Genomic DNA, 19,573 nt, shown 5'->3' on the forward strand with positions numbered 1-19,573 from the left:
CCCACAGTCCGTGAGTGGTTGTTCATGACAGAGACAGTCACGCTCGCGGACATCGAGGCCGCGCGGGAGCGGTTCGACGACCCCGCCATCGTGAGACGGACGCCCATCGAGACGAACCGCTCGCTCTCCGAGATGTCGGGCGCCGACGTGAACCTGAAGATGGAACACCTCCAGCGGACGGGGTCGTTCAAGACCCGCGGCGCGTACAACAAGCTGAAAGGGGAGGCCGAGAAGGGAAGCGACGAGCACGTCATCGCGGCGAGCGCCGGCAACCACGCACAGGGGGTGGCGCTGGCGGCGACGACGGTGGGGATGGAGTCGACCATCGTCATGCCGGAGAACGCGCCGCAGGCGAAGGTGGACGCGACCCGGAGTTACGGGGCGACGGTGGAACTCCACGGCGCCACCTTCGGGGAGGCGATGTCCTACGCGCAGGCGACGGCCGAGGAGCCGGGCTACCTGTTCGTCCACGCGTACGACGACCCTGCCATCGTCGCCGGACAGGGGACGCTGGGGCTGGAGATCTACGAGCAGGTGCCGGACGTCGATACCGTGATCGTTCCCATCGGCGGCGGCGGCCTGATCGGCGGGATCAGCACGGCACTGAAGGCACTGGACGACGACGTGCGGGTGATCGGGGTGCAGGCGGATCTGGCGGCGACGGTGCCCGACAGCCTCAAGAAGGGGATCCCGATCGACGAGGAGTCGCCGAAGACCATCGCGGACGGCATCGCCACGGGGAGCATCTCGGAACTGACCCTCGGCCTGATCGAGGAGCACGTCGACGAGGTGGTGACGGTGAGCGACGACGAAATCGCGCGGAGCATCCTCGTGGTGCTGGAGCGCGCCAAGCAGTTGATCGAGGGGGCGGGCGCCGCCTCGGTGGCGGCGCTGTTGAGCGACGAGGTGGACGTCGAGGGGGAGACGGTCGTCCCCCTGCTCTGTGGCGGCAACATCGACATGTCGATGCTCCAGACGGTGTTGACCCACGCCCTGACCGACCGCAGTCAACTGCTCCGCCTGCGGATCCGCATCCGCGACCAGCCCGGCGAGATGGGCCGCATCTCGAGCATCATCGGCGAGAAGGGGGCGAACATCCGGACGGTGCGTCACGACCGGGCGGTCGGGGACCTGGAGGTGGGCGACGCCTACCTCGTCTTCCAGGTGGTCACGAGCGGCGAGGGCCACGCCGAGAACGTGGTGAGCGCGATCGAGGACGCGGGCTACGAGGTCGAGCGCGTGAACTGAGCCGGGGAGAACGGAACGTTCGGGATCGAAGAGGGCGAAGCATCCCGACATCGAGAATATATATGCGTGAATACACTACGTTCGTCCAGAATTTGCCCACAAATAGCAAATTCCAATCGTTGAGGAAGGCGTACTTAAACAACCGTACGTAGCCGGCGCAATGGTGATGTGTGACACTCTTGCAGTCTGTACCGTGACGTGAGGCGGTGACGAACCCGCGGCGACGCGCCGCGCCCGCCCACGACCAACCAGAGTATGACACAAGATCACGAGCTCACTCGGCGACGATACCTGCAGGCAGCGACCGTCGGAGCGGGGATGGCCGGAGCGGCCGGCTGTCTCGGCGGTGGCGGCGGTGGCGGTAGCGAGGGGAACAGCTGGCGGACACAGGAGCTGGCGACGGTTCCGGCCGAACCGGACGGCGCCCTCTACGAACCCAGCGAGGAGGACGAGACGGGCGAGACCATCAACCACCTCACGTGGACGGGGTACGACGCGTCGAACGTCCAGGACCCGTTTCGGGAGCAGTTCGACTGTCAGACCCAACTGGACCTGTTCACGTCGAACCCGAAGGCGTTCAACCGGCTGGAGTCCGGCGAGTGGCAGCAGTTCCACCAGGCCACCTTCGACATGGCGTGGATTCCGCGCCTGGCGGAGGCGGAACTGATCCGCCCCATCGACTACGAGGAGTGGAAGCCCTACACCTTCGACCAGTACATCGACCTGTTCAAGAAGGAGAACGGGTACAAGTACGCCTTCGTCAACGAGGACGACTACTCGTTCGACATCGACGGCACGATGTACGGCGCCCCCCAGCGGTTCGGGTGGGCCTCCTTCGTCGTGAACACGGACGAGGTTCCGGAGGACGCCTACAGTAGCTACGACGCGGCGTGGTCCGACGAATTCGAGGTGGGCGTCTACGACCTGATGTTCTGGGGCATCCAGATCATCATGCTGCGGGAGGGCATCGACCCGTTCAAGGAGCACACCGAGGCGGAGGTCGAACAGGTCAAGCAGGCGACGTTCGAACTGTTCGACAACGCGAAGACGCTCCTCCCCGACTTCGCGTCGATGAACCAGGCGATGAAGTCCGGCGAGATCGACATCGGCTTCATCTCGGGCAACTGGATCAACGGCACCCTCCGCCGCGGCGGCAACATGCAGTTCGAGGCGGTCGTCCCCGAGGAGGGAAGCGTCATCTGGGTCGAGACGACGGCCTTCGTCAAGGGCGACCAGCCGACCGTCTCGGACAACTATCTGGCGTACATGCAGCGCGGCGAGAACGCGCTGAAGCTCTCGTGGCCCACCTCCGGCGGGACGAACGTCGTCCCCCACCAGACGGCCTGGGAGAACTACAACGACCGACAGCGGCGGGTGCTTCGGGTCGACGAGGTGCGCGACATCATCGACCGCTCGGTGTTCTACACGGGCATTCCGGATCTGGAGAAGTTCGAGCCGATCTGGCGGCAGGCGAAAAGCAGGATCTGAGGCTGCGGGACGCGGCGAACATCAATGTTACAGGCAACCGATCTACGCAAGGAGTATGGCTCGCTCGTCGCCGTCGACGACGTCGATCTCGAGATCGAGACCGGCGAGTTCGCGACCATCGTCGGGCCGTCCGGCAGCGGCAAGAGCACGCTACTGCACATGCTCGCGGGGCACCTGACGCCGAGCGGCGGCCGAATCACGCTCGACGGCGCGGACATCACCGACACGAAACCGCAGGAGCGCCCCACGAGCCTCGTGTTCCAGTCGTGGGCGCTCTTCCCCCACATGACCGTCCGGGAGAACATCGAGTTCCCGATCGAAACCAGGGGCGAGACGGTCGACGGGCAGGTTGAGGACCTGCTCGAACAGGTGCGTCTCGATCCGTCGGTGCAGGCGGACAAGCAGGTCTCGGAGCTCTCGGGCGGCCAGCGCCAGCGCGTCGCGCTCGCGCGGTCGCTGGCGTACGACCCGGACATCCTCCTGCTCGACGAGCCGCTGGCGTCGCTCGACTACGTGCTCCAGAAGCAGCTCCAGCGCGAACTGGCCGACCTCAACGTCGAGTTGGACATGACGTTCATCTACGTCACCCACTCGCTCGAGGCGGCGCTGGTGATGAGCGACCAGCTGTTCGTCATCGACGAGGGAGACCTGATCCAGACCGGGCCGCCCGAGGAGATCTACCGCGAGCCGAACAACAAGTTCATCGCGGAGTTCATGGGCGACGCGAACGTCTTCGGGGTCGAGGTCGTCGACCACGACGGCGCGACCGCGACCGTCTCCAGCGACGCCTTCGAGGGGACGGTCACCGTCCCGACCCACGTCGACGACACCCCCGAGTATCTGGTCGTCCGCTACGACGACTGCGTGGTGGAGTCGACGCTCGACCGCGCGGCCGGCGCCGAGGTCGAGGTCGACAACCTCCTCGTGCGGGGCAACACCGTCCTCGTCGAGTGCTCCTCGACGGACACCGACGAGGGGTACGTCGCCGAGGTGGACTACGACCGCTTCGAGGCGGCCGACGTCGCCGTCGGCGACACGGCGTACCTCCAGTGGGAGGCCGAGAAGTCGATCCTGGTACCCGAATGATGTCCACGATAGAGACCCTCCGGAGCCGAGTCGGGGCGGCCACGCGGAGTGACAACCCGCTCCTGACGCTCCTGCGCCCGCCGTACGTGCTCCTGCTCCCGCTGTCGATCCTGCTGCTGGTCATGTTCGTCGGGCCGCTGCTGGCCATCGTCGTCTTCTCGGTGCAGCCGGACAACTCCATCTCGCTGAATCCCGCGGTGTGGACGTTCGAACATTACGCCGAGATCGTCGGCGGCATGGTCAGCGGCGAGGGCGTCTACGGCGACGTCCTCGTCAATACCGCGGCCGTCAGCGCGGTGACCACGGGCGTGACGCTCGTGTTCTCCTACCCGGCGGCGTACGCGCTGGCCCGGAAGATCGAGCGGTACAAGACCGTCTTCCTGCTCGTCCTGATCATCCCGCTGTTCACCAGCGTCAACATCCGCGTGTTCGGGTGGGCGCTCTTTCTCGTCAGCAACGGCGTCCTCGACAGCATCGTGAGCCTGTTCGGCGTGTCCAGTTACCCGACGATGATGTACCAGCGGTGGACGATCATCCTCGGGACGACGTACGTCTACATGCCGTTCATGCTCTTCCCGATCTACCTGTCGCTGCTCTCCATCGACGACGAGACGATCGCGGCCGCCCGCGACCTCGGCGCCGGCCGCCTGACGCTCTTCCGGCGGATCGTCCTACCCCTGAGCAAGCCGGGCGTCATCATCGGCTCGCTGTTCGTGTTCATCCTGAGCCTGGGCGCGGACGTGGAGGCACAGATCCTCGGCGGCGGCTCCATCTTCACCATGGCGAGCAACATCAACTACTCGTTCGGGTACAGCCAGAACTGGCCGCTCGGCTCCGCACAGGCCGTCGGCCTGCTCATCATCACGCTCATCGCCGGGGTCATCATCCTCCGGACGATCGACCTGCGGGAGATCGCCTCGCGGGGTGACGCATGAGCGTCGAGTCCCGGAGCCTGACCGACCGCCTCGGCGCCGGCGTGTGGTACGGCTACGTGGCGCTGGTCGCGCTCTTCTTCCTGACGCCGCTGTTCTCGCTCGTGATCGCCTCCTTCTACGACGGGCGCTTTTTCTCCATCGTCGACTACGAGTTCTCCGTGGAGTGGTACCGGGCGGCCCTCCAGTCGGGGAGCATCCGCTCGGCGTTCATGAACACGGTGCGCATCTCGGTCCCGGTGACGATCCTCAGCACGATCATCGGCACCGGCGGCGCCATCGCGTACACGCGCTACGAGTTCCCGTACCAGGAGCGGTTCAAGCTGCTCGCCCTGCTGCCCATCTTCTTCCCCCTGATCCTGCTGGGACTGGGGATGTCGATGTGGACGAGCGTGATCGGCCTGGGCTACGGCATCGTCCCGTCGATCATCGGCGAACTCGTCTGGATCTCGCCCATCGTGATGTTCGTGGTGTCGATCACCGCCCTCGGCGTCGATCCGAACGTCGAGGAGGCGGCACGCGACCTCGGCGCGGACACGCTCACCATGTACCGGAAGGTGACGCTCCCGCTGATCTGGGACGGCGTCGTCTCCGGCGCCATCTTCGCGTTCGTGCTGTCGTGGAACAACTACTACATCGTCTCCTATCTCTCGGGCGCACAGAGCACGATCACCACCTGGATCCACGGACGGATGACGCAGGGGTTCACGCCCGTCGTGCCCGCCGTCGCGTCGCTGATCTTCTACGTCTCGATCCTGCTCGTCGTCGTCGCGTTCGTGATCGAGTTCCGCGAGGAGTCGAGCGGGTAGCGACGCCACGCGCTACGGAACCCGTAAATATGTGGGTACCCAAATGAGTGGAGCGACAGGAGGATCGATGCTCGAGTACACGTTCCGAATCAGACACGACGGCTGTTGGACCGAGACGGTCCACGAGGAGTTCCCCGACGTCGCCGCGACGATCATCTACTCGTATCGCCTGACTGGGACGAGCATCACGATGATCGAGGCGACGAACGTGCCCGAAGCGCGGGTCGAGGAGCTGGTGACGTGGCTCGGCTCCCACGAGGTCATGACGACCGCCCAGCTGGTCAGTTACCACGACGCCCGCCAGACGGCGTTCATCAGCCTCGAGGGCGACTACCGCACCGACACGGAGCCGGTGTTGAACGTCCTCCTGCGGAACAACTGCTTCCCGACCATCCCGGCGACGGTGTCGAACGGCCGGGAACACTGGAGCGTCCTCGCCTCGACGCACGCGGAGGTGAGCCGGACCCACGAGGAACTCCGCGACATCGGCTCGGTGGAGGTGGACGCTCTCCGCCAGCCGAACCTCGGCCGCCTGCTCACGGGGCTGACGGAGATCAAACAGGCGGTACAGGACCTCTCCCCGCGGCAGATGGAGGTGCTCTCGCGGGCCATCGACGAGGGGTACTACGAGTCGCCGCGGGGCTGCAACATCGAGGAACTGGCCGAGATGGACGACGCGAACACGTCGACGGTCGGCGAACACCTCCGGCGGTCGGAGGCGAAGATCCTCGAAGCCGTGGGGTCGATGCTGGACGGCTAGAACTCGTCGCGGTACTCCTCGCGCTCCCAGTCGGTGACCGCGTCCATGTAGCGGTCGAACTCGTCGCGCTTGAGCTTCAGGAACTCCTCGACCAGCGGTTCGCCGAGCGCGGAGACGAGGACGTCGTCGGCTTCGAGTTCCGCCAGCGCGGCCCACAGGGTCCGGGGGAGGCTGTCGTACGCCTCCTCGTAGGCGTTTTCGAGCGTCGGCTCGCCGGGGTCGGTCTCGTTGCGGATCCCGTCGAGGCCGGCCGCGAGCGTCGCCGCGAGGCCGAGGTAGGGGTTACAGGCGGAGTCGGGGACCCGGTGTTCGACCCGGGTCGCGGGGCCGAGTTCCGGCGGCACCCGCAGCACCGTCGAGCGGTTGTCCGGGCCCCACGCGACGTTGACGGGCGCCCAGATGCCCGGCAGGAGCCGCCGGTAGGAGTTGACCGTCGGCGCGCAGACGGCGGTCAACCCCTGCATGTGGTCGAGGAGGCCGCCGATGAAGTGCCGCGCGGTGTCGGAGAGCCCCGACTCGTCGTCGGGGTGCTTGCCGGCCGGGAACTGCAGGTCGCCCGTCGGGCTGGCGAAGCGGTTCTCCTCTAGCTCGGTATCCCAGAGCGAGAGGTGAAAGTGGAGGCCGTTGGCGTCCTCGCCGGAGTAGGGGCGCGGCATGAAGGAGGCCTTCATCCCGCGGTCGCGGGCGATGGCCTTGGCGGCGTGCCGGAAGAACACGAGGGAGTCCGCCGTCGTGAGGGCGTCGTCGTACTCGACGTTCACCTCGAACTGCCCGGGCTGGGACTCCTGGTGGATGCCGAGCACCGACGCCCCGGCCGTCTCCATCGCGTCCTCCCACTCGCGGGTGACGTCGGCGGCCTGATCGAGGGCGTCCATGTCGTAGGAACAGCGGGTGTTCGAGGGCTCCCAGCCCCCGTCGCCGTCGGGGACGAGCGTCGAGAACTCGGCCTCGACGCCGGCGAGGGGGACGAACCCCTCGGCCCGCAGGTCGTCGACGACGCGCCGGAGCGCGCCGCGCGAACAGAGGTCGAAGGGCGTGCCGTCGACGTTCGTCAGGTCGGTGAAGACGGCGGCGGTGTCGTCGGCCCACGACACCTCCCGGAGCGTGTCGGGGTCGGCGACGGCCATCATGTCGCCGGCCTCGGCCCCGTAGCGCGGGTCGTCGAGCAGCCCCGGTTCGAGCGTCAACTCGGCGACGCCGTTGGCGAAGCCGACGCCCTCCTCGACGGCCGCGTCGAACTCGTCGGGCGACAGCGAGATGCCGCGCGCGACGCCGTTCAGGTCCGTCCAGATCAGTCGAACCCGCTCGTACTCGGCAGGGATCATTGTGATATGATACCGAGGACGCTACCGCCCCAAAGCGATTCACCCGGCGACTTGCGATGTATTATATGCGGCGTGGGCCGCGAGGGGTGGTGACGGCCGGCCGCGGGGGGCGACACGGATAAAGGACCGCACATTCGGTGGACAACGCTTAGGCCGGGAGACGGGGGAGTCGCCGCATGGACAGCCACGAGTACGACCTGCTGATCGACGGGGAGCGACGGCCGGCGGCGACGACGCTGACCGTCGAGAACCCGGCGACGGGCGGGACGGTCGGCGAGGTAGCGAGCGGCGACGCGGCCGACGCGCGGGCGGCCGTCGAGGCGGCCGACGCGGCGGCGACGGCGTGGGAACGGACGGCGCCGGGCGAGCGCGAGGCGACGCTCCGATCGGTCGCGGATCGGATCGAGGCGGCGTCGGAATCGCTGGCCCGCCTGCTGGCGGCGGAGGCGGGCAAGCCGCTCGGAACGGCCGAGGGCGAGGTGGCGGAGACGGTCGGCCAGTTCCGCTTCTACGCGGGCGCGGCCGACAAGGTTCGGGGCGACACGGTACCGACGGCGCCGAACCGCCTCAACTACACCCGGCGTCGTCCCTACGGCGTCACCGCCCACGTCGTGCCGTGGAACTACCCCCTGCTGCTCGGCACCCGCGGGTTCGCGAGCGCGCTGGCGACGGGCAACACGCTGGTCGTCAAGCCGCCGAGCCTGGCGCCCCTGTCGACGATGTGGGTCGGCGAGGTCATGGCCGAGGCGACGCCGGACGGCGTCGTCAACGTCGTCCCCGGACCCGGGAGCGAGGTGGGCGCGGAACTCGCCGGCAACGGGGACGTGGACGCCATCACGTTCACCGGGTCGACGGGCGTCGGCAAGGGTGTCCTCGAAGCCGCCGCGGAGAACGTCACGCCCGTGGACGTGGAACTGGGCGGGAAGGCGCCGGCCATCGTCCTCGCGGACGCGGACGTGGAGAACGCCGCCCGGGGCGTCGTCGCCGGCATCTTCTCGAACGCCGGCCAGAACTGCGTCGCCACCTCGCGGTGTCTCGTCCACGAGGACGTCCACGACGAACTCGTCTCGAAGGTCGTCGAGAAGACCGAGCGCATCACGCTGGGGGCGGGCACCGACCCCGACACGGACGTGGGGCCGGTCGTCTCGGCGGACGCGAAGGCGGACGTCCTCGGCTACGTCGACTCGGCGGTCGCGGAGGGGGCGACCCTCCTGACCGGCGGCGGGACGCCCGACGACCCGGCGCTCGCGGACGGTCACTTCGTCGAGCCGACCGTCTTCGACGACGTGACGCCCGACATGACCGTCGCGCGCGAGGAGATATTCGGTCCCGTGTTGAGTTTCGTCACCGTCTCCTCGACGGCCGAAGCCGTCGAGGTGGCCAACGACTCGCCGTTCGGCCTCGCGGCCGCGGTCTGGTCGGAGTCGATGGACGCCACCCGGGTCGCCGACCGGCTGGACCACGGCCTCGTCGCCATCAACACCTTCCCCGTCTCGATGCCGCAGAGCCCGTGGGGCGGCAACAAGGAGAGCGGCATCGGCCGCGAGGGGGGCCTGGAGGGGGCCGAGGCGTTCACGACCGTCGACAGCGTCGTGATCGAACACGACGGGATGGAGGACCCCTTCCGGTGAGCCACACGGTCCTGATCGGGCAGATCGAACACGAGACGAACACGTTCTCGTCGCTGCCGACGGGGATGGCGGAGTTCGCGGACGCGTCGCTGCACTACGGCGAGGACGTGATCGCGGACCTGACGGGCACGAACACCGCGGTCGGGGGGTTCCTCCGGGTCGCCGACGACGAGGGCTGGGACGTCGTGCCGACCGTCGCCGCGGACGCGACGCCCGGCGGGACGGTCACCGCGGACGCCCGGTCGACGCTGCTGGAGGCGGTGCTGACGGGGATCGAGGAGTCGAACCCGGACGGCGTGTTGCTGGCGCTCCACGGCGCGATGGTGAGCGAGGCCGCGCGTGACGGCGACGGCTACGTCCTCGAACGCGTCAGCCGGGCGGTCGGCGACGACGTGCCCGTGATGGCGTCGCTGGACCTGCACGCGAACGTCTCCGATCGGATGGCCGACCACGCGGACGGCCTCTTCGGCTACCGGACCTACCCCCACGTCGACATCGGCGACACGGGGGAGCGGGCGGCGCGGGCGATGGCGGCGACGCTGGACGGCGACCTGGATCCGGAGGTGGTGGTCGAGCGGGCGCCGCTCCTGCCGCCCCTGCCGGAACTCCGCACGGCGGCGGAGCCGATGCGGTCGCTGCTGGCGGCGGCCGCCGACGCCGAGGAGGAGGACGTGTCGGTCTTCGGCGGCTTCGCCTACGCCGACGTGGACCACGCCGGCTTCTCGGTCGTCGGCGTCGCCGACCGGGAGCGCGCCGAGGCGGTGCGGGCGGCCTGCCGCGACGTCGCCGACGAGGCGTACGACCGCCGCGGGGCGTTCGACCGCGACTACACGAGCGTCGGGGACGCGGCCGCGGAGGCGGCCGCGTGGGACGGGGACGACCCCCTCCTGCTGGCGGACATCTCGGACAACCCCGGCGGCGGGAGCGCACAGGACGGGACCGTGTTGCTCGAAGCCCTGCTGGAGGCGGGCGTCGAGGACGCGGCCCTGGCGACGATGTACGACCCCGCGGCCGTCGAGGCGGCGGCCGCGGCGGGCGTCGGCGAGGAGGTGTCGGTGTCGCTCGGCGGCCACACCGAGGCGAACGGCGACCCCCTGGACGTGACGGGGCGGGTGCGCCTGCTCTCGGACGGCACCTACCGCAACCGGGGGCCGATGTCGACCGGGCTCGAAGTCTCGTTCGGGCGGACGGCCCTCCTCGAAGTCGACGGCGTCGACGTGCTGGTCGGCTCGCACCGCCAGCAGCCGTACGATCCGGAGGCGTTCCGGAGTCAGGGGATCACGCCCGAACGGGAGCGGGTGCTCGTCCTCAAGAGTACGGTCCACTACCGGGCGGCCTTCGAACCGCTTGTCGGCGGGATCCGGGAGGTGGCGACGCCGGGGCTGTGCAGCCCGGACCTCTCGGGGTTCGCGTACGAACACGTGCCTCGACCCATCTATCCGCTGGACGACGACGCGTAGCCGGGAGCGGGGACTTAACTGCCCGTCGATGTGGGACACAACGGACATGCGCGGAAGCGGGAACGTATGACACACACGACGGTCGACGCCGCGGACGGCGAACGGCGCCACCCGGTCGCGGAGCGACGCGACCGCAGGGCGGCCGGCCGACGACACAGGATGCAGATAGTATGACAACGACTCAGCATATGTGGAACGTCCCGAACCGGATGCTCTTCGGGTGGGGCACGGCGGAGGAGATCGGAACGTATCTCGACGAGTTCGGCGCCGAGACACCCCTGATCGTCACGGACGAGGGGGTCCGTTCGGCGGGGGTGCTCGACCCGTTGCTCGACGCGGTCGAGGCGTCGGGACGCGACTACCACGTCTTCGACGGCGTCCGGCCCGATCCGACGGACGTGGTGGTCCACGAGGCCGCCGACGCGTACGATGCGGCGGACGCGGACCTGATGCTGGGCGTCGGCGGCGGGTCCTCCATCGACACCGCGAAGGCGGCGAGCATCCTCGCCACCAACGACGGGCACATCCTCGACTTCGAGGGGAGCGGCAACGTGCCGAACCCGACGCCGCCGACCGTCTTCGTCCCCACGACGGCGGGCACGGGCAGCGAGGTCGGTCACTGGACCATCGTGAAGGACTCTGAGACGTCGATCAAGGAGGAGATCGGCGACGTGAACCTGCTCGCGGACCTCGCGCTGGTCGATCCGGAACTGACCGCGAGCGCGCCGGCGCCGGTGAAGGCGGCGACCGGGATGGACGTGTTGACCCACGCAATCGAGGCGTACGTGTCGATCAGGGCCCAGAGCGGGACGTCGGCGCTGGCCCGCGACGCCATGGAGAAGGTGGGGTCGTACCTCCCCCGGGCCGTGGAGTACCGCGGCGGCGACCGGGAGGCGCTGTCGAAGATGGCGAAGGCGAGTTCGCAGGCGGGTATGGCGTTCAACGGCGCGGGGCTGGGCGCCGTCCACGCCCTCTCCCACCAGGTCGGCGGCGCCTTCGGCGTGCCCCACGGCCTCGCGAACGCCGTCCTCCTGCCGTACGTGATGGAGTACAACCTCCCGCAGGTGCCCGAGAAGATGGTGACCGTGGCGGCGGCCCTCGGCGAGGACGTCGACGAGTCGAAGCCGGCGCGGACGGAGGGTCGGAAGGCGGTGCGCGCGGTGCGGCGTCTCTCGGCGGACGTGCGCATCCCGGAGACGCTCGCCGAGACGGCGGCCGAGCGGGAGGCCATCCCGCGACTCGCGGAGCAGGCGACCCGGGACGGCAGCCTCACGGGAAACCCCCGAACGACCGACGCGGACGACCTGGCGGGCATCCTCGAACGCGCGTTCGACGGCGCGTTCGAAACCGCGAGGTGACCCACATGATAGACCCAGGAGAATGCCTCACAACGCCGAATATATACGTCGAGCGTCCCGAGGACGAATGACATGCCGTACGTGACTCACTCCGGGGCGGAACGGTCGGCGATGCTCGACGCGGTCGGGGTATCGGACCCCGACGACCTGTTCGACATCCCCGATTCCGTCCGGTTCGACGGCGACTACGGGATCGCGGCACACTCGGAGCGGGAGACGCGAGCGACCGTCGAGGGGATCCTCGACGAGTCGGCCGACCTGACCGAGTTCCTCGGCGGCGGCCACTACGACCACTACGTCCCCTCGGTGGTCGATCACCTCTCGCTTCGCTCGGAGTTCCTGACGAGTTACACGCAGTACCAGCCGGAGGTCACGCAGGGCTTTCTCCAAGCGCTGTTCGAGTTCCAGTCGCTCGTCGTCGAGCTGACGGGGCTCGGCGTCGCCAACTGCTCGATGTACGACCGCGCGACGGCGCTTGGCGAGGCGGTCCTGCTCGCGGACCGGGTGCGCGCGACCGACGGCGACCGGGTGCTTGTCCCCGAGGACCTGCCCGACCGGGTGCGCGCCGTCCTCGACAACTACACCGACGGGCCGGACATCGGCGTCGAGTCCTACCCGACGAGCGAGGGCACGGTCGACGTCGAGGGGCTCGCCGACTGCCTCGACGAGGACGTGTCCATGGTCTACGCCGCGACGCCGAACGCGCGGGGCGTCGTCGAACCGGACCTCGACGCCGTCGGCGACCTCGCCGACGACCACGGCGCGCTGTTCTGTGTCGGCTCGGACGCCGTCGCGCTCTCGCTGCTCGAACCGCCGGCCGCCTACGGGGCGGACGTGGTCGTCGGCGACGCGGGCGTCCTCGGCCTGCCGACGACCTACGGGATGGGGCTCGGGCTCTTTGCCTGCCGCGAGGAGTTCCTCCGGCAGGTGCCCGGCCGCCTCGTCGGCGCCGGCGAGGACGACGCCGGCAACCGGGCGTACACGCTGACCCTGCAGACCCGCGAACAGCACATCCGCCGGGAGCGGGCCACCTCGAACATCTGCACCAACCAGGCGTGGCTGGCGCTCCGGGCGGCCATTCACGCGGCGTGGCTCGGCCCCAGCGGGCTGGTCGACCTCGCCGAGGACTGCGTGACCGGCATCGCGGAGGCCTGCGAGCGGATCGACGACCTCGACGGCTTCGACGCCCCCGTCTACGACGGCCACCACTTCCGCGAGGCGCTGGTCGACACGGCGGCCCCGGCGGCCGACGTGGTCGACCACTGCCGGCACGCGGGGCTGGCGCTCCGAACCGTCGAGGACGCCGGCCGGGAGCGGCTGGCGGTCTGTGTGACCGACACCAACCGCGACCGGGTCAACGACCTGATCGACGCGCTCGCGGGGTACGGAGGTGGCGCATGAGCCAGGAAGGCCACGAGCGGGCGGCGGCGGAGTCGACCGGGGCGGAGACCGACGCCCCCCACCAGCAGGCGCGGTGGTACGCGGGCGACCGGTACGAACCCCTGTTGAGCGAGAAGAGCAGCGAGACGGTGACGGTGGAGTCGTCGCTGCCGGACGACCTGACTCGGGAGGAACTGGAACTGCCCGACCTCGCCGAGCCCGAGGTGGCGCGTCACTACACCCGGCTCTCGCAGATGAACTACGGCATCGACTCCGGTCCCATCCCGCTGGGGTCGTGTACGATGAAGTACAACCCCTCGTTCACGGAGGACGTGGCGGCCCACCCGGGCAACCGGGTCCACCCCCTCCGGGCGGACGACGACAAGCAGGGGATCCTGCACCTGCTGTACGAACTGCAGGAGACGCTCGCGTCCATCGGTGGGATGGACGCGGTGACGCTCCAGCCGCCGGCGGGCGCCGCCGGCGAGTTCACGGGCATCCAGGTGGCGAAGGCCTACCACGAGCGGCAGGGCGAGGGGTCGCGAAGCGAGGTGATCGTCCCCGAGTCGGCCCACGGCACCAACTTCGCGAGCGCGGCCATGGCCGGCTACGACGTGGTGGAACTCCCCTCGAACGAGGACGGCCGCGTCGAGGTCGACGCCCTGGCGGCGGCCGCCGGCGAGGACACCGCGCTCCTGATGCTCACGAACCCCAACACGCTCGGCCTGTTCGAGCGTGACATCGAGGCCATCGCCGAGATCGTCCACGACGCGGGTGGACTGCTCTACTACGACGGCGCCAACCTCAACTCCCTGCTCGGGAAGGCCCGGCCGGGCGACATGGGCTTCGACATCATGCACTTCAACCTGCACAAGACGTTCGCGACACCCCACGGCGGCGGCGGCCCGGGACAGGGACCCATCGGCGTCGGCGCGGACCTCGCGCCCTTCCTCCCGACCCCGCAGGTCAGGGAGACCGAGGGCGGCTACGAGACGTACGAACCCGACCACAGCATCGGCCGGGTCCACGAGTTCGTGGGCAACTGGCTGGTGCTGGTGAAGGCCTACGCCTACATCCTGCGCCACGGCGACGAGGGGCTGGAGCGGGTCAGCGAGACGGCCGTGTTGAACGCCAACTACCTCGCCTCGCGGATCGAGTACGAGGTGCCCTACGGCCCCTTCCACCACGAGTTCGTCGCGAGCGCGGACGAGGACGCGGCGGACGTGGCGAAGGCGATGCTGGATCACGGCGTCCACCCGCCGACGACGAAGTGGCCCGAAATCGTCGACGAGGCGCTGATGACGGAGCCGACGGAGACGGAGTCGAAGGCGACCCTCGACGACCTCGCGGCGGCGTTCAACGCCGTCGCGGGGATGGATCCCGAGGCCCTGTCGGAGACGCCGTCCGAGACGACGGCACGGCGGATCGATCAGGCGGCGGCCGCTCGGAGTCCGCGGCTGTCGTGGCACGACCTGTAGGCCGACCGCTCCGGCCCGTTCCGTTCCCGACGACTTAAGCAGGTTTTGGTCCTGACCCCGCTACTTAACTGGGTGTTGCGCGTGGACCGAAGCGTGACTTCGAGCCATTCGCACCTGCGGGAGACCGACCCGGCGGTCGCCGAGGCCATCGCGGGCGAGGAGCGCCGCCAGGAGCACAACCTCGAGATGATCGCCTCGGAGAACCACGTCTCCGAGGCGGTCATGGAGGCCCAGGGCAGCGTCATGACGAACAAGTACGCCGAGGGCTACCCCGGGGAGCGGTACTACGGCGGCTGTCAGCACATGGACACCGTCGAGAACCTCGCCATCGAGCGGGCGAAGGAGCTGTTCGGCGCCGACCACGTCAACGTCCAGCCCCACAGCGGGACGCAGGCGAACATGGGCGTCTACTTCGCGACCCTGGAGCCCGGCGACCGGATCCTCTCGCTCGACCTGAACCACGGGGGACACCTGAGCCACGGCCACCACGTCAACTTCTCCGGACAGCTCTACGACGTCGAACAGTACGGCGTCGACCCCGAGACGGGATACATCGACTACGACGCGGTGGCCCAGCAGGCCGCCGAGTTCGACCCCGACGTGATCGTCAGCGGCTCCTCGGCCTACCCCCGCGAGTTCGACTTCGAGCGGCTCTCGGAAATCGCCGCGGAGGTGGGTGCCCACCACCTCGCCGACATCGCCCACGTCACGGGGCTGGTGGCGGCGGGCGTCCACGTCAACCCCGTCGGCGACGCCGACTTCGTCACCGGCAGCACGCACAAGACGATCCGCGCCGGCCGCGGCGGCATGATCATGACGACCGACGAGCACGCCGAGGCGGTGGACAAGGCCATCTTCCCCGGCGGGCAGGGCGGCCCCCTGATGCACAACATCGCGGGCAAGGCGGTGGGGTTCGGCGAGGCGCTCGACCCCGAGTTCACCGACTACGCCGAGCAGGTGGTCGCGAACGCGAAGACGCTCGCTGCCGTGTTCGCGGACGCGGGGATCACCCCCGTCTCCGGCGGCACGGACAAGCACCTGCTCCTGTTGGACCTGCGGGACTCCCACCCGGACCTCACGGGCGAGGAAGCCGAAGACGCCCTCGACGACGTGGGGATCACGGTCAACAAGAACACCGTCCCCGGCGAGACGCGGTCGCCCTTCGTCACCAGCGGGATCCGGATCGGCACGCCGGCGCTCACCACCCGCGGCTTCGACGAGGCGGCGATGGAGACGGTCGGCGAACTGATCGTCGAGCGCCTGAACGGCCCAGACGACCCGGCCGTGGCGGACGCGGTGCGGGACGAGGTCGACCGCCTCTGTGCCGAGTTCCCCGTCTACGAATAAGCGCCCGTCGATCCCCGCCGGTCTTTATATTCGGGGGCGCCCCGAGTCCTATCGACGATGGTCGTCGGAGACGTCACTACCGGAACCGAGGTACTGGTCATCGGCGCGGGGCCGGGCGGCTACGTCGCCGCCATCCGCGCCGCCCAGCGCGACCTGGACGTCACGCTGGTGGAACGCGACGCCTACGGCGGCGTCTGCCTCAACCGGGGCTGCATCCCCTCGAAGGCCTACATCACGGCGACGGACGTCGCTCACGAGGCGGCGACGGCCGAGGAGATGGGGATCCACGCCGACCCCGCCGTCGACCTCGAGGGGATGCTGGAGTGGAAGGAGGGCGTGGTCGACCGCCTCACGGGCGGCGTCGAGAAGCTCTGCAAGGCGAACGGGGTGACCCTGCTGGAGGGAACCGCCAAGTTCGTCGACGAGGGGACGGTTCGCGTCGAACACGACGGCGAGGGGCAGGGCGCCGAAACCGTCGCCTTCGAGGACTGCATCGTCTCGACGGGGAGCCGACCGATCCAGTTGCCGGGCTTTTCGTTCGACGACGACCCCGTCCTGGACTCGGCCGACCTGCTCTCGCTCTCGACGGTCCCGGATCGGCTGGTCGTCGTCGGCGCTGGCTACATCGGCATGGAGCTGTCGACGGTGTTCGCCAAACTCGGGAGCGACGTGACCGTCGTGGAGATGCTCGACGACGTCCTCCCGGGGTACGAGGCGGACGTGGCGCGCGTGGTGCGAACGCGCGCGGAGTCGTTGGGCGTCGACTTCGAGTTCGGCGAGGGGGCGAGCGGGTGGCGCGACGCCGCCGACGGGGGGATCGTCGTGACCACCGAAACCGAGGACGGCGAGGAGTCCACCTACGGCGCCGACCGGGTGCTCGTCGCCGTGGGGCGCGAACCGGTGACGGACTCCCTCGACGCGGAGGCGGCGGGACTGGAGCCGAACGACGACGGCTTCTTCGAGACCGACGAGCGCTGCGAGACCGCGGTGGACGGCATCTACGCCGTCGGCGACGTGGCGGGCGACCCGATGCTCGCACACGCCGCCTCGGCGGAGGGGATCGTCGCCGCGGAGGCCATCGCGGGCGAACCGGCGGCGTTCGACGCGCAGGCGATTCCAGCGGCGGTGTTCACCGACCCCGAGATCGCGACGGTCGGGCTGACCGCCGACGAGGCGGCGGCGGAGGGGTACGACCCGGTGACCGGCGAGATGCCCTTCAACGCCAGCGGCCGGGCGCTGACGACCGGGGAGACCGAGGGGTTCGTCCGCGTGGTCGCCAGCGAGGACGGCTTCCTGCTGGGGGCACAGATCGTCGGCCCCGAGGCGTCGGAACTGATCGCGGAGCCGACCCTCGCGATCGAGATGGGCGCCCGCCTCGAGGACGTGGCGTCGACGATCCACACCCACCCGACGCTCTCGGAGGCGACGATGGAGGCCGTCGAGAACGCCCTCGGGCAGGCGATCCACACCCTGAACCGGTAGTCGTTACGGCCGGCGATCGAACCGGGAACCCGGGCGGTGTGGTCGCCCGATTCGTTCAACCGGTAGTCGTTACGCGCGGCCGGTCGAGCCCCCGACAGACCACACATACGGACTCTGTCACTATCCCGGGGAGTGGCGTCGGCGTCCCCGAAATCGAACACGTTCGACGACGGTGAGGGCGGCGAGGCTTTGCCGAACAGCAAAGTCTAATGGGGTGGCGACTCAACAGTCGCCCGATGCCCACGGTAGAATACCTCAATTACGAAGTACTGGACGATCACGGCTGGGAGATGGACGACGACGACCTCTTCGAGAAGGCCGCCGACGCCGGCCTCGACGACGTCGACTACGGCACCCTCGAAGTCAACGAGGGCGAGTACGTCCTCGAAGCGGCCGAGGCGCAGGGCTACGACTGGCCCTTCTCGTGCCGTGCCGGCGCCTGTGCGAACTGCGCGGCCATCGTCACGGAGGGCGACCTCGACATGGACATGCAGCAGATCCTCTCCGACGAGGAGGTCGAGGAGAAGAACGTCCGGCTGACCTGCATCGGCAGCCCGGCCGCCGACGAGGTCCAGCTCGTCTACAACGCGAAGCACCTCGACTACCTCCAGAACCGCGTCATCTAAGCGCGCCGGTCGTCCCATCCGGACGACGACCCCCGCCGGCCCGCAGCCGGCTCGATCCGCGTTTTTTCGACTCGAACCGACGAGCGGCGGCGCCGCCGAGCCGGAAACCCTAATTCCTCCGCGCGTCGGTACCCGACAATGCTCGCGGCGACGACGGACCTGTTGCGGTTGCTCGCGGTGCCGGCGCTCGGGTGGGCGGCCTGGCGGGACGTCCGCACCCGCCGGCTCCCGAACCGGCTGTGGTACCCACTCGGCGCCCTCGGCCTGTTGACCCTGGCGTGGGACGCGCTGGGGCACCTGCCGGTCGCGACGGTCGGCGACCGCCTCTTTCTCGTTCGGGTGGGGATCAGCGTCCTCGTCGTCGTCCCCCTGGCCTACGGCCTCTGGTGGATCGGCGGCTTCGGCGGTGCCGACGCCAAGGCGCTGATGACTCTCGCGGTGCTCTTTCCCACCTACCCGGTGTTCTACCTCGCCTCCGGCGCCTACCCGGCGGTGGTGACGAACGTGGGGGTCTTCTCCCTGACCGTCCTGACGAACGCCGTCCTCGTCGGCCTCGCGTATCCGGTCTCCCTCGGCGTCCGCAACGCCCTCCGCGGCGACCGGGCACCCGTCATGTTCCTCGGTCGGCGGGTCGACGTGACCGCGCTTCCGACGGAACACGGCCGCCTGTTCGAGACGACCGAGGGGTTCACGCGGAGCGGTCTCGACGTCGACGCCCTGCGGATGTATCTGCGCTGGCGGGACACCAGCCTCGCCGCGCTCCGGGCGGCGCCGGCGGCCCACCGCGACCCCGAGAGCGTGGGCGAGACCCGGGACCCGACCGACGGGGCCGTCGACGCGTCCGGGATCGAGGGCGGGACAGCGGACGGCGACGTGGCTGCGGGCGACGCGGACGCCGACGCCGCGTTCGACGACCCGTGGGCCGCCGAGCGGTTCCTCGACGAAATCGAGGGGAGCGCCTACGGGACGACCCCCGAGACGCTCCGCGAGGGACTGGCGGTGGTGACGACCCGCGAGTCGGTGTGGCTCTCGCCGGGCGTCCCCTTCATCGTCCCGCTCTTTCTCGGGCTCTGCATCGCCCTGACCTACGGAGACGTCCTCTTCGGCCTGCTTCGTGCCCTCGGCGTCGCGTAGTGACACAAGACCTATCGGGAGGTGGCACC

16 protein-coding genes are annotated in these 19,573 nt (G+C 69.3%); 15 read left to right on the forward strand and 1 reads right to left on the reverse strand.

Annotated features, from left to right (window positions below; all coding sequences use genetic code 11):
• The first annotated feature begins 24 nt into the window (after positions 1–24).
• From ilvA to NBT67_RS11545, 6 genes are all read left to right on the forward strand, one after another.
• Positions 25–1,248, forward strand: coding sequence for a threonine ammonia-lyase (gene ilvA / locus NBT67_RS11520; RefSeq protein WP_251341857.1), 1,224 nt, complete (start codon positions 25–27; stop codon positions 1,246–1,248).
• A 255-nt stretch (positions 1,249–1,503) separates the two neighbouring features.
• Positions 1,504–2,736, forward strand: a complete 1,233-nt coding sequence (locus tag NBT67_RS11525; protein ID WP_251341858.1) for an ABC transporter substrate-binding protein — start codon at positions 1,504–1,506, stop codon at positions 2,734–2,736.
• A gap of 24 nt (positions 2,737–2,760) precedes the next feature.
• Positions 2,761–3,822 (forward strand): ABC transporter ATP-binding protein, encoded by a 1,062-nt coding sequence (locus tag NBT67_RS11530; RefSeq protein ID WP_251341859.1) that lies wholly within the window; start codon positions 2,761–2,763, stop codon positions 3,820–3,822.
• Positions 3,822–4,757 (forward strand): ABC transporter permease, encoded by a 936-nt coding sequence (locus tag NBT67_RS11535; protein WP_251341860.1) that lies wholly within the window; start codon positions 3,822–3,824, stop codon positions 4,755–4,757. Before NBT67_RS11530 ends, NBT67_RS11535 begins: the two co-directional genes overlap by 1 nt.
• Positions 4,754–5,563 carry an ABC transporter permease gene (locus NBT67_RS11540; protein ID WP_251341861.1) on the forward strand — a complete coding sequence of 270 codons (810 nt, stop codon included), beginning with the start codon at positions 4,754–4,756 and terminating at the stop codon, positions 5,561–5,563. Before NBT67_RS11535 ends, NBT67_RS11540 begins: the two co-directional genes overlap by 4 nt.
• A gap of 67 nt (positions 5,564–5,630) precedes the next feature.
• On the forward strand, positions 5,631–6,323 hold the full coding sequence (locus tag NBT67_RS11545) for a helix-turn-helix domain-containing protein (protein ID WP_251341862.1): 693 nt from the start codon (positions 5,631–5,633) through the stop codon (positions 6,321–6,323).
• Here the strand turns inward: NBT67_RS11545 and NBT67_RS11550 are convergent.
• Positions 6,320–7,648 (reverse strand): glutamine synthetase family protein, encoded by a 1,329-nt coding sequence (locus NBT67_RS11550; protein ID WP_251341863.1) that lies wholly within the window; start codon positions 7,646–7,648, stop codon positions 6,320–6,322. The genes NBT67_RS11545 and NBT67_RS11550 overlap by 4 nt on opposite strands.
• Before the next feature lie 176 nt (positions 7,649–7,824).
• On the opposite strand from NBT67_RS11550, the gene NBT67_RS11555 reads away from it, so the two are divergent.
• The 9 genes from NBT67_RS11555 (at position 7,825) to NBT67_RS11595 (ending at position 19,544) form a co-directional block, all read left to right on the forward strand.
• A complete protein-coding gene (locus tag NBT67_RS11555; protein ID WP_251341864.1) occupies positions 7,825–9,279 on the forward strand; it encodes an aldehyde dehydrogenase family protein in 1,455 nt (484 codons plus the stop codon).
• Positions 9,276–10,739: a M81 family metallopeptidase gene (locus NBT67_RS11560; protein WP_251341865.1), complete on the forward strand. Its 1,464-nt coding sequence runs from the start codon at positions 9,276–9,278 to the stop codon at positions 10,737–10,739. The genes NBT67_RS11555 and NBT67_RS11560 overlap by 4 nt, the downstream gene beginning before the upstream one ends.
• 188 nt (positions 10,740–10,927) lie before the next feature.
• The gene (locus NBT67_RS11565; RefSeq protein WP_251341866.1) at positions 10,928–12,097 is read left to right on the forward strand and encodes an iron-containing alcohol dehydrogenase family protein; all 1,170 of its coding nucleotides are present in this window, start codon (positions 10,928–10,930) and stop codon (positions 12,095–12,097) included.
• Between the two features lie 72 nt (positions 12,098–12,169).
• Positions 12,170–13,498, forward strand: coding sequence for an aminomethyl-transferring glycine dehydrogenase subunit GcvPA (gcvPA, locus tag NBT67_RS11570; protein WP_251341867.1), 1,329 nt, complete (start codon positions 12,170–12,172; stop codon positions 13,496–13,498).
• Positions 13,495–14,955 (forward strand): aminomethyl-transferring glycine dehydrogenase subunit GcvPB, encoded by a 1,461-nt coding sequence (gcvPB, locus tag NBT67_RS11575; RefSeq protein WP_251341868.1) that lies wholly within the window; start codon positions 13,495–13,497, stop codon positions 14,953–14,955. The genes gcvPA and gcvPB overlap by 4 nt, the downstream gene beginning before the upstream one ends.
• A 93-nt stretch (positions 14,956–15,048) precedes the next feature.
• The gene (locus NBT67_RS11580; RefSeq protein ID WP_305881846.1) at positions 15,049–16,302 is read left to right on the forward strand and encodes a serine hydroxymethyltransferase; all 1,254 of its coding nucleotides are present in this window, start codon (positions 15,049–15,051) and stop codon (positions 16,300–16,302) included.
• A 57-nt stretch (positions 16,303–16,359) separates the two neighbouring features.
• The gene (gene lpdA, locus NBT67_RS11585) at positions 16,360–17,784 is read left to right on the forward strand and encodes a dihydrolipoyl dehydrogenase (RefSeq protein ID WP_251341869.1); all 1,425 of its coding nucleotides are present in this window, start codon (positions 16,360–16,362) and stop codon (positions 17,782–17,784) included.
• A gap of 236 nt (positions 17,785–18,020) precedes the next feature.
• Positions 18,021–18,410: a ferredoxin Fer gene (gene fer, locus NBT67_RS11590; RefSeq protein ID WP_251341870.1), complete on the forward strand. Its 390-nt coding sequence runs from the start codon at positions 18,021–18,023 to the stop codon at positions 18,408–18,410.
• A gap of 138 nt (positions 18,411–18,548) precedes the next feature.
• The gene (locus NBT67_RS11595; RefSeq protein ID WP_251341871.1) at positions 18,549–19,544 is read left to right on the forward strand and encodes an A24 family peptidase; all 996 of its coding nucleotides are present in this window, start codon (positions 18,549–18,551) and stop codon (positions 19,542–19,544) included.
• The last annotated feature ends 29 nt before the right edge of the window (positions 19,545–19,573 follow it).

This window comes from Haloplanus sp. GDY1, assembly GCF_023703775.1.
GTDB lineage: Archaea > Halobacteriota > Halobacteria > Halobacteriales > Haloferacaceae > Haloplanus > Haloplanus halophilus.

Bases quoted from the DNA above. Each gene is read 5' to 3' on its own strand.
- NBT67_RS11540 (WP_251341861.1), top strand. From the start codon at position 4,754: ATGAGCGTCGAGTCCCGGAGCCTGACCGACCGCCTCGGCGCCGGCGTG.
- gcvPA (WP_251341867.1), top strand. From the start codon at position 12,170: ATGCCGTACGTGACTCACTCCGGGGCGGAACGGTCGGCGATGCTCGAC.
- fer (WP_251341870.1), top strand. From the start codon at position 18,021: ATGCCCACGGTAGAATACCTCAATTACGAAGTACTGGACGATCACGGC.
- NBT67_RS11535 (WP_251341860.1), top strand. From the start codon at position 3,822: ATGTCCACGATAGAGACCCTCCGGAGCCGAGTCGGGGCGGCCACGCGG.
- gcvPB (WP_251341868.1), top strand. From the start codon at position 13,495: ATGAGCCAGGAAGGCCACGAGCGGGCGGCGGCGGAGTCGACCGGGGCG.
- ilvA (WP_251341857.1), top strand. From the start codon at position 25: ATGACAGAGACAGTCACGCTCGCGGACATCGAGGCCGCGCGGGAGCGG.
- NBT67_RS11525 (WP_251341858.1), top strand. From the start codon at position 1,504: ATGACACAAGATCACGAGCTCACTCGGCGACGATACCTGCAGGCAGCG.
- NBT67_RS11530 (WP_251341859.1), top strand. From the start codon at position 2,761: ATGTTACAGGCAACCGATCTACGCAAGGAGTATGGCTCGCTCGTCGCC.
- NBT67_RS11555 (WP_251341864.1), top strand. From the start codon at position 7,825: ATGGACAGCCACGAGTACGACCTGCTGATCGACGGGGAGCGACGGCCG.
- NBT67_RS11595 (WP_251341871.1), top strand. From the start codon at position 18,549: ATGCTCGCGGCGACGACGGACCTGTTGCGGTTGCTCGCGGTGCCGGCG.
- NBT67_RS11565 (WP_251341866.1), top strand. From the start codon at position 10,928: ATGTGGAACGTCCCGAACCGGATGCTCTTCGGGTGGGGCACGGCGGAG.
- NBT67_RS11550 (WP_251341863.1), bottom strand. From the start codon at position 7,648: ATGATCCCTGCCGAGTACGAGCGGGTTCGACTGATCTGGACGGACCTG.
- lpdA (WP_251341869.1), top strand. From the start codon at position 16,360: ATGGTCGTCGGAGACGTCACTACCGGAACCGAGGTACTGGTCATCGGC.
- NBT67_RS11545 (WP_251341862.1), top strand. From the start codon at position 5,631: ATGCTCGAGTACACGTTCCGAATCAGACACGACGGCTGTTGGACCGAG.